The following is a 13,767-nucleotide window of genomic DNA, read 5'->3' on the forward strand; positions in this document are numbered from 1 at the left end:
AATATAATGTTTAAGGTTGAGGTTAAGAATGAGGTTTAGAGTTTAATTAAATTGATATTATTCACTAGCATTAATCTTCTCCTTAATTTTCCGATCGACAAGCTTTCTAAACCATAATCCTTGTAGGTAATGAAAGTGACGAGCTGTTTTACTATCCAAAAAACCAAACTTGAAAACCATTCGATAGGTGTAGTACAAATATGGTCGTAAACCTAAAGGTAATCTCCACCATAAGCGTTTTAGCCAGGCCTTTTTTTCATCAGGATTTCCGAAAAGATTTGGTTTAATCGATTGAATCCTCAAGTTTTGCATTCTTTCTATCTCTTCCTGGGCAATTAAATCACTGTAGCGCTCGTGTTTTTTAAACCAAAAATCAATGTCGTTTTCTTTTAAGTTTTCTTCTATTAGATGTCCTGCTTTCCAAATCACTGTTTCGCCTGGAGCAATGAAGCGGTGATCCATATTTTCGTTAAGATCAGAATAACCAATCCCAGTCCTAAACATTTTCAGCAGGTAAATAGGGTAATAGCCCCCATAGCGAATCCAATCGCCTTGGAAATAGTTTTTGCGATTGAAATAAATGCTATTAATGTTTTTATATTTCTGATTGTCAAAACTTTCGAGCATTTGGTAAAGTTCCGGCGTTACGATCTGATCAGCATCTAAGCCAATAGTCCAAGGCGTTTCAATTCCAAAATTTTTTAATGCGAAATCCCATTGCTGCGGGTGATTAATAAACTCATTAACTTTAACCTCGGCCTGATATTGATCGGCTATTGCAATGGTATTATCTATGCTGCCGCTATCCAAGATAAAAATAGGCGCCTTCAATCCCCTAATTGATTCTAATAATCTGGGTAAATGAATTTCTTCGTTGAATGTGAGGATGATAAAGCTGAAGTTTTTATTTGCCATTTTTGTTTATAAGGCCTCTATACAACTCGAGGTATTTTTCTACCAATGTTTCATCGTTGAAGTCTTTCGCGACGATCGTAGGTGCAGAATTTCTAGTCCTTTCCCTTTTACTGGAATCTTCAAAAGCCTCAAGTAGATTATTCTTAATGCTTTCAGAAGTAAGGCTACACACCCAACCAAGCTCATTACTTTTTACGTAGTCAGCAAGTCCAACATTTTTACTCACGAGCACAGGTGTACCGACGCTTAAGCTTTCGACAACCACATTGGCGAAATTCTCATTATAAGATGTAAGCACAAGCAAGTCATGATCAGCCATTAATTCAAACTTATGCTCATTATCAACGTGGCCAATCCATTGGGTTTGATCACTCAGCTTTAAGCTTTCAACTTTTAACTTTAAACTTTCAACATAATTTTTGTCCCCACTACCTGCAATAGTTAGCATCCAAGGAATCTCTATAGAACTTAAAGCATCAAACAATAGCTCCAATCCTTTTTTTTCTTCAACGCGTGATAAGAAGATTAACTTGAGGAAATCACAGTCTTCGCTCTTGGCTTTTCGCTCTCTGCCCTCTGCGAGATTTACCAAATTTGGAATCACCGAAATACTTTTTGGTTGAACAATTTTTAAGATATCAGCCTGTTCCTGGTTGCTCGTAGCATGGATGTGGCAGTATTGCAGCAGTCGTTTTCCAAATGAGTTATGAATAATTTTTTTCGCAATGGCATTTCTGTTCGCTTGCGTGTAGGCAGTTAACATCCCTCTAGGAGATAAAATAACCGGAATCTGATACCATTTTGCAACCAAACAACTTAAAACCGAGACTAAATTCCACCAGGCATGTATATGAATCACTAGTTTATCATCCGGAGCGCAACGTAGAATTTCCCTTCGCAAGCGTCTCAACAGCGTTGATGAAAAATGGCTATGGTCTTTCGTCCAACGTTTAAAATAGGTAACATGTACACCTTCAACATTTTGTTGTTTTCCAGTTTCAACATTCAGTTCCCTATTACCGTTGGCAGTGGTGGTGAAAACTTGGAAACCATCTTTGCTCTTTGCTCCTTGTTCCTTGTTCTTGCAAAGTTCCTCACATAGCTTTCCAACGCTCTGAATCGGTCCACCATAAATATATGCGGGTTTATAAGAAGCGGTGATGTGTATAATTTTTAATGCCATTCCAATCAAAAAAAATTAATCCACTTGGTATAAAATTCCTCTTGCCTTAAAAATCATCTGGAATATAAACATCGTCACCAAACTCCAAAAGATTGCGTTAAATAAAAACTCCAAACTATTCCCTCGCCACAAAATTTGAAATAAGCCAGCAAACATTACTGCTGTGCCGAGGAAATAACCTCCAAACATTTTTTCAGCGAGATTGGATATCCATTGAGCACTATATCCATACAAAAACAAACCTATCCAAATACCAATGATCCCATAAGAAAGATAACAATCTACAATGAAGGCTGGCTTTGCCGATACGATCGACATCCGGTCAACCACTCCAGCAGTGTAAACTCTATTCATAACCATTTGCTCCACATCGGGTTTGCCCGACCAAAGAAAACGCGGTATGACTGTAAGAATACCATTTTGTACCAAAGTCGTTTTATAATAAGGCACAAAGTAGGGTGTTGATTGAGTATACTTTATAAACATATCAATCTCTGAGAAGCGGCCAACTAAAAATAACCAGTTGTCGTCACTCAAATCTTCCATCAGGTTATCACCGCTAACAATTCGGTCTAAGCTCTTATCTCTGGCGGTGATCACATCAGCTCCTTCAGAAACCATTTTTCTGAAATTTCCAATAAATGTAGGTAGAACAAAAAATAGGATCAGAAGGACAGAAAATAAAACCGGTAACACTTTTTTCCCATAAACAGGTAGAAGGAATATGCCCAAAAGCAAAACACAAATGATAATAGGTTCTTTAAAACCTGAACTTAAGGCGGCAAGAAGGTTCAATACAAACAATCCTCCGGCTGCCCATAAATTTACTCGCTTGTTTTCCCTTATGGCGAAAGCAAGTGCAATAGATCCAGCCACAAAGCTTAATCCACTTAGTTGAACGCTAAATTGACTTAGTGCGCCAATTTTAGAAAATAAATAACCTAATGGTAGGCATAAAAATGAAATCCCTAACAATAGATTACTCATAGAAGGTGCGTATATCTTATATTTTTTTTCTATAGGATAGTTCATGTTGGCAATTATGCCATGAGCCAAAGCGGCATGGCCTAGCACATAATATCGCTGACATTTTGCAATAGATTCGTAAATGTTGCCAGAGATGAGATGAGGATTGCCTACGTATGTTAAATACTCATAGCCCAGTGCATTTGCGTAATAAAATATGGAGGTACAGGCCATGTAGCCCGCAAATACAATCTGAAGGAAGAATATGGGTCTTAATAACTGTTCAAATAAGGGCAAGTCATCGGGTAATTTTTTGATCCAACCTTTATAGGAAACCAAGAAAATAAAAAATGATCCCAACCAAGCCATAAGATAAGAGGTGTGAGGTAATGACTGACATATCCAGGCCAGAATGAAAGGCAAATACAAAAGCAAATAAAAGATATGTTTAGTGGGTTTCATCAAGCAAATTTAAAATTTGTTTAGCCTGTTTCTCAAATGACCAATCTTGTATGAGTTTTCTACTTACTTTGCCCATCTCCATCAATTTTATTGGATCATTTACCATATAAAACAGCTTTTTTTTGAGATCATTTTCATTATTAGCCTGAAAGATTTCTCCATTGATACCTACTTGAACTAAGTCGGCAGCGCAACCTACTTTATCTGATATTAGTAGAGCTTTGCCACAAGCCATGGCTTCATTAACAGCTAAACCCCAAGTCTCACCTGGGCCTTGCGAAGGTAGAACAAAAAGGCCACAAGCCTGATAGACAACAGGCATTTGTGTCTGATTTTGAAAGTCTAGAAAATGAATGTTTTGATATTTGAGATTTGACACCTGAGATTTGAGACGCTTTTCGAGATGACCATTCCCTACAAATAGCAAATGCGCATCTTTCATGCTCAATTCAATAAAAGCCCTTAGCAAAAACTCAGGATTTTTCTTGGTCTCTAGCTTACCAGCAAATAAAATTAAAATCTCATTGGCAGCAATGTTAAATTTTTGTCGTAATTCTGATGCTTCTTGATTTCTATCCATAGCAAAGCGATCATTGTCTACAGCATGTGGCGCAAATACCAATTGCTCTTCCTTTAATCCGAATGCTTTGAAATAAGCTTTATTGGCCGAACCTACGTAAAAAGCCCTATCAACATGTCGATATACCCATTTGAGATAACTTTTTTTTAACCAACTTTTAACTCCTGTTTTTTCATCTAATAATGTAGAATCGCCCCTAAACCATATAGGAGTTTTGCCTTTAAAATGGCGCATCACTTTAAAATGACTATAGTAAATATAGCCATAAATTAAAATGGCATTTGGAGAGAATTTTTCAATTTTGTTAATAATATTTGGATTGATAATCCCTTTACCATGATGAGAACCTGGGTTTTTTGAAATGTTTTCTAGTATTTCATAATCATAATTCTCCAATAAGGGCAAATCCCACGCGATGGTTTTGCCAAACCCAGGGTCTTGCTTGGCCATTACTCCATCTTTTCCCCAAGTGTAAAATACTTTTAGCTGGCATTGTTTTGCTAATAGCTGTAGCACAGGCACATAGTATTGTATAGGGTGGGTAATGATGATGGCTAGTTTATTCAAAAAGATCGAGATTGAGAGCTAGGTTAAGCTTTAATTTATTGGTAAGGCCAAAATTTCTGAACTTTTAATTTCATCATCAACATGCAGTGACTTCAAGATGCCATAACCATCAATACAAAAAAACTGATAACGAAAATTTGCTAGAAAGTGAATGATTGCTTTAGGATCTTCATTTAGCTTAGCCTGATAGTTTTCATCGTATTCAAAAATAATAATGGGTTTGGAATTTTTAATTATTTTTATCAAACCTTTCAAAACCTCAAGTTCGAAGCCTTCAACATCAATTTTTATGAAATCAACATTATCAATCTTATATTCTGACAAGTAATCATCCCCTTTAACACATTCTATTTTAGTGTTTTTATCGCCTTCTTCGAATAAGTTAAATGCCCCAGGATTAATCGCATTTTCATCAATATGAAGATTTAAAAATGAATTCTCGCTACCAAGTGCTTTATTAACCGGCATAACCTGTGGCACATTATTTAGTGCTAAATTTTTTTGTAAAGCTTTAAAATTTACTGCGATAGGCTCAAACGCAATTACTTTACCGGTTTTTCCTGTCAATTCTGCAAAGTATAAAGTATGAAAGCCAATATTAGCACCCACATCCAAAACAACCATACCAGGTGTTATTAATTTAGTAAAATGCATTTTTAAATAGGGCTCATAATCACCGGTAAAATAAATGCAGGCATCAATGAAGTTTTTGATATCAACGTTGATGCGAAAATTGCCAATGATAGGTTTTGTATTGGTTTTTTTTCTCAGAAAAAAATTCTTTCTGAATAGCCATAAAAATAATCTAAACTGGCCTTTAAATAATTTCCTTCTTAAAATTAACCTCGCAATTAAATTCTTCAATTCACAATTTCATTAAATAATTCACATTGAGATTTAGTCATATTTCTAGCATCATAAACTTTAAATGCTTCCCAATCTGTATTTCTCACTTTCCCTTTGGTAATAAAGCTTAAAAGTTCGTTGTGAATTTGATCCATTGTGTTTTCTTCTTCAACGAGCGATACCGATTTACCAGAATTGCAAGTTTTAATAATTGTATTAACACTGCTGTTTGGATGTAAAATCGCTAAAAGTGGTTTGTCTGCTAAAATGTAGGGATAAAGTTTCGAGGCGGTATAATTGCAATCATCAGAACCTAAAATAACTAATGCATCAGCCTGAGTAAGACAATTGATACCCTCGTAGTAAGGTATGCGATCGGTTTGTTCATTCACAAATTCATCTAGCCCCATTTCATCCGCTATCGGTTTTATACTTGCGGATCCTTGACCTTTCGGAGCATAACTAGTGCCTATAAAATGAAACCGTAACCTTTCGAAATGTTTTGGATCAGAACTTAAACCTCTTCCAAATGCAGCAAATAGTAGACTAGCTGCCTTATGCATATCATGGCCTCCTCTACCAACATATACGATATCAATTAAACTGTATTGCTTTTGAAATGGCAAGTTGAATAGTTTTGTATTTGCATTGACAAAATCAAAATCTGGTTGAAAAGCACCAAAAGTAATAACCTTATTTGGTATATATTTCAAATGAGGATAGCTTGCTAGTAAAGTATCAATATATCCTTGTGAAACACTAATCAATCCGCTTACATTTCTCATCGCAATTGGTTCTAAATACTTATTAAGTTTGTATGAAAACCAATATTTTGGTGGCCTTTCTGATTTTGGTTTACCTTGGTAATACTCAGAATGCCATGGATCTTGCATGTCAATAACATAACTTATGTTAAACTTTTTTTTCCAATGATGACCCAGAATTAGCAAAGGGAATTGTGTGGTAGAGAAATAGATTAAATCAAAATGTTGCTTTTTTAATAATTGATCAACATACTTTTTATAATGCCAAAGCGATCTCATCGCAATACTGCCTAAACCAACTTTGCTGGTCAATGTTTTTGGTAAAGCTTTTACTTGATGGATTAATAAATTATCTGGCAGGTTTCGAGTTAAAAAATCGTCTTTATCGAACTCACTAAACTTTGGGTCAATAGTTACAACTTCTACCTCCCAGCCGTTTTCTGCAAAATACGGTAAGCTCATACGTACTCGATGCATATCTGCAGCATTAACAGGGGGGAAGTAAGGGGAAATGATGAGGAGTTTTTTCAATCCTTTAAAGTCATTTCAATAAGTTCGATGAATTTTTTACTTTCAATTTCCCAATTCATTTTTTCTTTGGCTAAAGTAGAAGAGGCTAATCTTGTTTGATATAATAAATCTCTGTCATTATCATATTGAGTGATTATCGAAGCCAACGCATTTATATCACCATTGGGATACGATTTGCCAATGTTCGGGTTTGCTATTATAAATTCTTTTTGAGCAGTTGTTTCTGAAGCGATTACTGCTAATCCAGAGGTAAGGTATGTATATATCTTATTAGATAATGCAATATTATTATTTAAACAAAAACCGGGCTCTAATGCTAAACCAATATCATAATTGTTAGCTAAATTGAAAATTGTATCTGGAGAAATTGGTTTTTTAAAAATTAATTGATCTTTTGATAGACCATGCTTTAATGCTAAATTATAAAAATATGATAGATGTACTGTATCAATATTCCCTAAGAGTGTTAAATTGATATGGCTTCGTTTTAAAGAGCCAATAGCCAGAATGGCATCTTCAATACCTCGACCCTTCCCAATAGTTTGTGAAAACCAAAACAATTTTAATTCATTGGTTTGTTTATTTTGATTAACATTTTGTAAAAAATCATTTGAGAAAACATTGTTTATCACAATTGGTTTTAAACTTCGATAAAGCTTTTGATATTCTGCTGCAATCAACGGACTAGCGGCAGTAAAGTAATCTACTTCACTAACATATTTGTCTTCAATAAATTTAGCAAGTTGAAATGGCTTCGAATTACTATCATCGTTTATTTCTTGCCTGTGGAAATCTTCAGCATCGAAACCACATTTGGCATTGTTTTTTTTTGCGGCTTTTACTGCTGAGGGTAAAGCACCTAAATTGTGTGCTATATATAAATCTACTTTAACTTTAGAGGCATTCTTCAATAAAAGATTAGAACAACGACCAATAGCATTCTCTCCAATATTAAATTTATAGTTGAATTTATTTGCTAAAAAGATGAAAAATTTAAAATTTAATCTAGTTAGCCAATAAATAGTTCTTTGTGTATTAGGGGAGCCTCCTATTCTTATTGCTTTCCATTTTTTATTTTTTAGGAGTTCTAAATCTAGTTCAGTTCCCCATTCGTTCCAATATTGGTACATGACAGCAACATAATATCCTTCATCCGCTAAGGCATCCGCTTCTTTTACTAAACGTGGATTTAAACTTGGCTGACCAGAAGAAATTAATAATAGTTTTTGCAAGAAATTATATAATATTTAAGTTTATTTTAATGCAAGATATTGTTTTGCAATTAATTTTGATGAAAACCTACTCTCAGCATCTTTCCTAACTTGGCTTCTATCTATTTTATTAATTTTAGATAAGGAGTAAATCATTTGATCTACTGTGTCACAACAATAACCATTTAAACCATCAATTACAACTTCTGGTACCGAACCTCGATTAAAGGCAATTACTGGAGTACCACAAGCCATAGCTTCTGCCATTACCATTCCAAAAGGCTCGTCCCATTCAATTGGAAAGAGTAGTGCTTTTGCTTGCCCTAAATACTTGTTTTTTTCATCATCATTTAAAGCACCTAAATAAATAATTTGTTTGTCATCAAATTGTGGTCTAAGTACTTCATCAAAATATGATAGATTGTCTTTGGTAGTTGGGATGTTTCCTCCAATTAAAAGTCTATTTCCTGTTTCTTTAGCTACTTGTATTGCCGTGTGCAAGCCTTTGATTTTATCTAATCTACCTAAAAATATTAATGGAGCCTTATCTGAAACTGTAATATTTACTTGATATTTAGAAAAATCTATTGCATTATAAACGGTTTTCCAATTACCAGCAATATTACCGGTTGATACACAGTAATTGCTACAAGCCGTATAAATTAGATTTTTATTTGGAAGCGCCATAATAATTTTGATACCTTTTTGATTTACAGCTCTACCATAAGTCATAATTTTAGTTGCATCAGAATTTAATATAGGTAATAAATAAGCTAAACGACCAAAGTTATGAATGAGATCAATTTTTTTTCTATTTTTAAAAAGAAAAAACCAAGTAAACAATAGTTCTTTAAATTTTTGCCATTTGTTTCTTTCTAGATCATTTTTCCCGAAAGAGAATACATTGCCTGATATTTTAGAATCAGGACCGGCCAGCAAAATAACTTCGTGGCCCAATTTGGTGTATTCTTCTGCAAACATATAAACCAAACGTTCATGTCCACCGTATAATGGAGGAGGTACCGGAATACCAGGATCCATAATCAGGAGTATTTTCAAATTACGTAACTTTTTGCTTATATAGTTCTAGATATTTTTTTGTCATAGTGGTTGAAGTGTATAAATCTTCGAAGTGTTTACGGCAATTGTTTCTGTTAATATCTTTTAGTCTAGGCAAAAATTCTACAAGTTCTTCAATGCTTTTTCCCATAAATCCATTAAATCCATTTACGATGAAAGTTGGGGCAAAATACCTATCAAAACTAATTACAGGACACCCACATGCATTTGCTTCCAAAAGTGTAAGATTGAATGCATCGGGAGTATTACTTAGCATAAGGAGAGCAGCAGCATTTTTTAAAAGTTCATTCTTTTGCTGGTCATCTACTGGTCCGATAAAACTTATTTTGTCATCGCATTCAGCCGCCACAGCTTGATTAAACCATTCAATCTCGTGCGGATAATCACCAACAATACCGGCAATAACAAGTTTTCTATTTCCTAACCTGGCTATCTCAATCGCATCGGTAACTCCTTTGGTTGGACCCATTCTGCAAATGATAACCAAGGGTAAATCATCAGTTATTTCTGAAGAGGAGAAAGTGTATTTTGCAAGTGGAAGACTATTGTTAACGTAGTTCCAGTTTCCTCCTATAGATTCATATTTGTCCTGTATCCATTTAGCACAAGGGGTGTAGGTCAAATTTGCAGGTTTTGCATCTATAAAATCCCGAAAGCTTTTTCCATCTAGTTCTGCTGTATGGAAAGTATGAAGTTTTCTAACGTGACTGTACATGATTGGTAGGAAATAAACTAATCGACCATGATTGTGTACAACATCATATTTATTCGTCAGCAGATGAAACCATATCTTTAAAATTGTTGTCTTCTTACTCAAATATGTGCCAATCGGTATAAACTTGATTCTCGAATCTGCTTGGGAGTCGTTATGTCCCATTAAGGTAATCTCATGTTTATTATTTAACAACTCTTCTATCAAATATTCAACAACTCTTTCTGTGCCACCAGAAGTTTGTACAGGAAAGGGGAGTGAGGGATTAACTATTTGCAATATCTTCATTAATGGAATTAATTATATTTAGATATTTTTGGGCAGAAATTTCAAGCGTTAAATTTTCTAAGATAAATTTTCGTGGCTTAAAGTTTCTATTCCCTAAATTTTTATAAAATAGTAGTAATGTGTAAGTGAAATCGTTAAAGTCTTTAAACTTCATTCCACAACGTTCATCCCAATATGGTACTGAGCTTACTGGTTGATATTTGACTTGATGGGGATAATAATAAGGATCTTGCCAAAATCCACCTCTGTCCCAAGCTAAAATCGGTGTGTTGGTTGCTAATATCTGTTGATAAGCAATACCTTGTGTTTCATGTTCGCAAAGGAAAATCACGGCTTTTGCCAAACTCAGTTCATTTATTAAATCACGATGATTGTATTCTCCATAATGGATAATACTGTAAGTTAAGCCATGTCTCTCCAATTTCTTAATTATTGGATTAATAATTTCTTTCTCGTAAAACTGACGTTCCCATCTAATTTTATCATAAATTAAAAAGTCTATGGTAAGCTCATTTTTTTTAATACTTGGAGACCATTTTTCAGTATTTATTCCAACTGGCCAAGATTCTACTTTATTACTGTAAAAAGGCTCACACATTTTGCGCATCCATTCACCAGGCACGAGCATTTTTTTTACATTAGGATATCTTAAAAAAAAATCAATGCAATCTACTGGGTGTGAGAATACTCCTGCTCCAAAAAGAATTGGATTTTTTAACCTTTTTTCAAATATAATATGTGGTTTTCCTATAACACAAACTAATTCACTTTCATTTGACTTTGCATACTTATAATCATTAAATCGATAAGGTATTTTTAACAGATCTAATCCTTTCATTAATTCCAGAGCAATCATCATTACTCCACCAGGCTTTGCTTTTCCTCTGATTATTCTTCTAATAATTTTTCTGGGATATTTGTCAAATTTGAACCATCGATCTAATTCTGGTTCTTCATAAAAAAGATTTAAAACTTTATCCATTTCGCAATAGCAATATTCTTCTTAATCGTAATAACTTTTCAGTTTTAATAAAACCTATTTTTCTGTAAAGAAAGCCTAAAATTCCTTTCTCTGGATTAGTAAAATTTGGGTTTAACTCAAATATCCAATTTACAACCTCTTTGGCTTCTTTTAAATCATATATTGCTATCCAATGTGCTAAAGGCCATAATACTGTGCAACTAGAATCTTTATAACATTGCTTAAGTTTGTTCGAATCATTTAACATTTTTAAGATTTTTTTGTAAATGCCTAAATGTTGCCAATTTACAACTTGCGCCTTTATTCCATAATAATTAGATTGCATTTGATTCTCATGCTTTACCCAATAACCTGCGCAACCAGGAACAAACGAAATCTTTGGGTCTAACAATCCATATTCCAATAAAAAGAGTCTATCTTCTCTAAATGCGAAGTCAGGCCTTCGAGGTGTTTTTTTAACTAATTCAGTTTTAAATAACATAGCCAGAAAATGGCTACCATAGCCGTTGCCAAGTTGTATGCTCATAAAATCTTTCCACTCTTTACTTGTGCTGTTATTTATTGTACTGTTGTCTTTATTAATATATATAGATACATCAGAATATACTAAATCAGCATTTTGCAGTTCTGCAGCTTCAAATTGTTTATCAATATATTCACTATTTAAAAAATCGTCACTATCTAAAAACCTAATGTATTTGCCTTCGGCAATATTAGTTCCTGCGTTGATGGCATAGGTTTGACCTTGGTTTTGTTGATACAAAATTTTTAGATCATTTTGTTGGTTAAGCCAATCCCAAGTCCCATCAGTACTTCCATCATCAACAATGATAATTTCAGTTATACACCTAGTATTTCGACAACTATTTATAGCTTTTGGTAAACACCATAACCTATTATATGTTGGAATCACAATAGATACATCAATATTACTTTTCAACTCTTTAATATTGGAATTCAATTTCTTTCAGATTTTTTTATTGCTCTAAGCCCAAATAGTTTTCTGTAAATAGGGCGGAATGTATTTTTCAGAAAAATTCTAAATTGATTAGAGTATTTCATTTTTAAGTTGATACTCAATATACTTAATGGACTAAGCTTTTTAGCTAGTGCTAGATTTAATTTATAACTTTCTAATTTATAAGGATAGTCTGACGTACAATCGCCTAAAAAATGGACTATTGAAGGAGAAACTCTCTCAAAGGGATACCACTTTTGATGTTTAGGGTTAGGGTATGGAGGGTTGTGTAGATTTGCTTTTCCATTGATAACATCCAATTTATATGGTCCTTGACAAGCTTGTAAATCACTCATAATACTTCCATCATCAACAATGGGTTTTTGGTCATTTAACTGCATTGATAAAGCCATTATTACTTCGTCATTGGGTTGGTTTCGTAATCTAATAAAGCCAATTTCATCATATCGTTTTTCAATCTTCCTAGCATCTTTATAGAGTTTTGTTGCTAAATCTCCTTTTTCTAAATAATAAATACCCCCGTTAAATTTTGGTAATTTGTCAATTTTGTTATTTGCACATATCTTTTTAATGTCTCCAAACCATTCGCCATCGAAAATATAACCACCTACTACTGATACAGAATGGCCTTTAAATTTTTCGAAGAGTGATTCTAAGGAGCCAAATATCAAGCAATCGCTATCAATAAATAAAGTCTGCCCATCTTTTGCAAATTTATCTAAATATAATTTAGTTGAAAAACCAATGCCATATTGGTTAACTTGAATTTGTATAATTTCTATTTTATTTATTATATCAGCCGGCAAATGCTGAGGTTGATCTGTAACAAGCTGGAAGCTTATTGAGGTATGAGGATGCCACCATAAAAAAGAACGAATAAGATTAACTGCCATGTCAATATAAATAGTTTTACCTGTAGCAATCGTTAAAATATTTTTTTTCATTCTTATCTTATAGTTTCAACAGCTAACGTAAATGGAATGGAAATACCTTTGTGTGACTCTATGTTGTTTAGTTCTTTAAACTTAGAAATTGTTGGTTTAACTTGTACAACCTTTGTGAATCCAACTTCAATTAAAAGGCTCATCAAGGTAATGCTGTCAAAAATAAATTTGTGCTCATAATTATAGAATAAATCATTTACAAAGAATGATATATTTTCCTAATGCATTGACGGCACATAATTTTTAGCATCATGAAAACCAGTTCTTATCCAGTTATCAGTTATATCCTTTGTATAAGGTTTTTTATATCCCTTGTCCTTAAAATAGCTTGATAAATAAGCTTTTAGATCAGGTGTGCATATTCTTAGAACCCCACCTTTTTTTAATACCCTAAATACTTCATGCAACATAAAACGAGCGTCTTTGTAGTGAATGTGTTCTATTTGATGCTCACTAAATACAAAATCAAAACTATCTGAAGGAATGGCAAAAGCTTTAGTTACATCTAAAAAGTATATCTGATTTCTAGGAAAATAATCCGTATTAAGCCAATCTAATAAATAATTTTGTCCAGTTCCTAATTGCAATTTGGATTTTTTTGCCTCATTTAAATATAATTTTATATACTTTCTTGTTGCTCGATTTAAAAAGTAATGCTTAATTTTTAAACCTGTTGTATAGATAAATGGGATGTTTTTGAGATACATTTCTAGTTAATTTTCAGCTATATAATTTAGATAAATAATTAGAACTTAAA

13 protein-coding genes are annotated in these 13,767 nt (G+C 33.5%); all 13 read right to left on the minus strand.

Annotated features, from left to right (window positions below; translation table 11 throughout):
• Positions 1–57 precede the first annotated feature (57 nt).
• The 13 genes from ACZZZC_RS06980 to ACZZZC_RS07040 all read right to left on the minus strand — a co-directional run bounded on the left by ACZZZC_RS06980 (position 58) and on the right by ACZZZC_RS07040 (position 13,717).
• The gene (locus tag ACZZZC_RS06980) at positions 58–915 is read right to left on the minus strand and encodes a glycosyltransferase family 2 protein (protein ID WP_463486847.1); all 858 of its coding nucleotides are present in this window, start codon (positions 913–915) and stop codon (positions 58–60) included.
• Positions 905–2,098, minus strand: coding sequence for an XrtY-associated glycosyltransferase XYAG1 (locus ACZZZC_RS06985; RefSeq protein WP_463486848.1), 1,194 nt, complete (start codon positions 2,096–2,098; stop codon positions 905–907). The genes ACZZZC_RS06980 and ACZZZC_RS06985 overlap by 11 nt, the downstream gene beginning before the upstream one ends.
• 15 nt (positions 2,099–2,113) lie before the next feature.
• Positions 2,114–3,526: an exosortase Y-associated Wzy-like protein gene (locus ACZZZC_RS06990; RefSeq protein ID WP_463486849.1), complete on the minus strand. Its 1,413-nt coding sequence runs from the start codon at positions 3,524–3,526 to the stop codon at positions 2,114–2,116.
• On the minus strand, positions 3,513–4,502 hold the full coding sequence (locus ACZZZC_RS06995) for a glycosyltransferase family 4 protein (protein WP_463486850.1): 990 nt from the start codon (positions 4,500–4,502) through the stop codon (positions 3,513–3,515). The genes ACZZZC_RS06990 and ACZZZC_RS06995 overlap by 14 nt, the downstream gene beginning before the upstream one ends.
• A 201-nt stretch (positions 4,503–4,703) precedes the next feature.
• Entirely contained in the window at positions 4,704–5,537 is an 834-nt protein-coding gene (locus tag ACZZZC_RS07000) for an FkbM family methyltransferase (protein WP_463486851.1), read from the minus strand.
• Positions 5,534–6,814 carry a glycosyltransferase family protein gene (locus tag ACZZZC_RS07005; RefSeq protein ID WP_463485430.1) on the minus strand — a complete coding sequence of 427 codons (1,281 nt, stop codon included), beginning with the start codon at positions 6,812–6,814 and terminating at the stop codon, positions 5,534–5,536. The genes ACZZZC_RS07000 and ACZZZC_RS07005 overlap by 4 nt, the downstream gene beginning before the upstream one ends.
• The gene (locus ACZZZC_RS07010) at positions 6,811–8,046 is read right to left on the minus strand and encodes a glycosyltransferase family protein (RefSeq protein ID WP_463485431.1); all 1,236 of its coding nucleotides are present in this window, start codon (positions 8,044–8,046) and stop codon (positions 6,811–6,813) included. Before ACZZZC_RS07010 ends, ACZZZC_RS07005 begins: the two co-directional genes overlap by 4 nt.
• Positions 8,047–8,067: 21 nt before the next feature.
• Complete coding sequence (locus ACZZZC_RS07015) at positions 8,068–9,066, minus strand: glycosyltransferase (protein WP_463485432.1); 999 nt, start codon at positions 9,064–9,066, stop codon at positions 8,068–8,070.
• Positions 9,067–9,085: 19 nt separating this feature from the next.
• Positions 9,086–10,105 carry a glycosyltransferase gene (locus ACZZZC_RS07020; protein WP_463485433.1) on the minus strand — a complete coding sequence of 340 codons (1,020 nt, stop codon included), beginning with the start codon at positions 10,103–10,105 and terminating at the stop codon, positions 9,086–9,088.
• A complete protein-coding gene (locus tag ACZZZC_RS07025) occupies positions 10,083–11,087 on the minus strand; it encodes a glycosyltransferase (RefSeq protein ID WP_463485434.1) in 1,005 nt (334 codons plus the stop codon). The genes ACZZZC_RS07020 and ACZZZC_RS07025 overlap by 23 nt, the downstream gene beginning before the upstream one ends.
• Positions 11,080–12,027, minus strand: a complete 948-nt coding sequence (locus ACZZZC_RS07030) for a glycosyltransferase family 2 protein (protein ID WP_463485435.1) — start codon at positions 12,025–12,027, stop codon at positions 11,080–11,082. The genes ACZZZC_RS07025 and ACZZZC_RS07030 overlap by 8 nt, the downstream gene beginning before the upstream one ends.
• A 17-nt stretch (positions 12,028–12,044) precedes the next feature.
• Complete coding sequence (locus ACZZZC_RS07035) at positions 12,045–13,010, minus strand: hypothetical protein (RefSeq protein WP_463485436.1); 966 nt, start codon at positions 13,008–13,010, stop codon at positions 12,045–12,047.
• Between the two features lie 218 nt (positions 13,011–13,228).
• Positions 13,229–13,717 (minus strand): class I SAM-dependent methyltransferase, encoded by a 489-nt coding sequence (locus tag ACZZZC_RS07040; protein ID WP_463485437.1) that lies wholly within the window; start codon positions 13,715–13,717, stop codon positions 13,229–13,231.
• Between the last annotated feature and the right edge of the window lie 50 nt (positions 13,718–13,767).

Source organism: Pedobacter sp. AC212 (assembly GCF_979258625.1).

Excerpts from the sequence above, each read along its gene's own strand:
- ACZZZC_RS06980 (WP_463486847.1), bottom strand. The coding sequence starts at position 915 with ATGGCAAATAAAAACTTCAGCTTTATCATCCTCACATTCAACGAAGAA.
- ACZZZC_RS06985 (WP_463486848.1), bottom strand. The coding sequence starts at position 2,098 with ATGGCATTAAAAATTATACACATCACCGCTTCTTATAAACCCGCATAT.
- ACZZZC_RS06990 (WP_463486849.1), bottom strand. The coding sequence starts at position 3,526 with ATGAAACCCACTAAACATATCTTTTATTTGCTTTTGTATTTGCCTTTC.
- ACZZZC_RS07015 (WP_463485432.1), bottom strand. The coding sequence starts at position 9,066 with ATGGATCCTGGTATTCCGGTACCTCCTCCATTATACGGTGGACATGAA.
- ACZZZC_RS07020 (WP_463485433.1), bottom strand. The coding sequence starts at position 10,105 with ATGAAGATATTGCAAATAGTTAATCCCTCACTCCCCTTTCCTGTACAA.
- ACZZZC_RS07025 (WP_463485434.1), bottom strand. The coding sequence starts at position 11,087 with ATGGATAAAGTTTTAAATCTTTTTTATGAAGAACCAGAATTAGATCGA.
- ACZZZC_RS07035 (WP_463485436.1), bottom strand. The coding sequence starts at position 13,010 with ATGAAAAAAAATATTTTAACGATTGCTACAGGTAAAACTATTTATATT.
- ACZZZC_RS07040 (WP_463485437.1), bottom strand. The coding sequence starts at position 13,717 with ATGTATCTCAAAAACATCCCATTTATCTATACAACAGGTTTAAAAATT.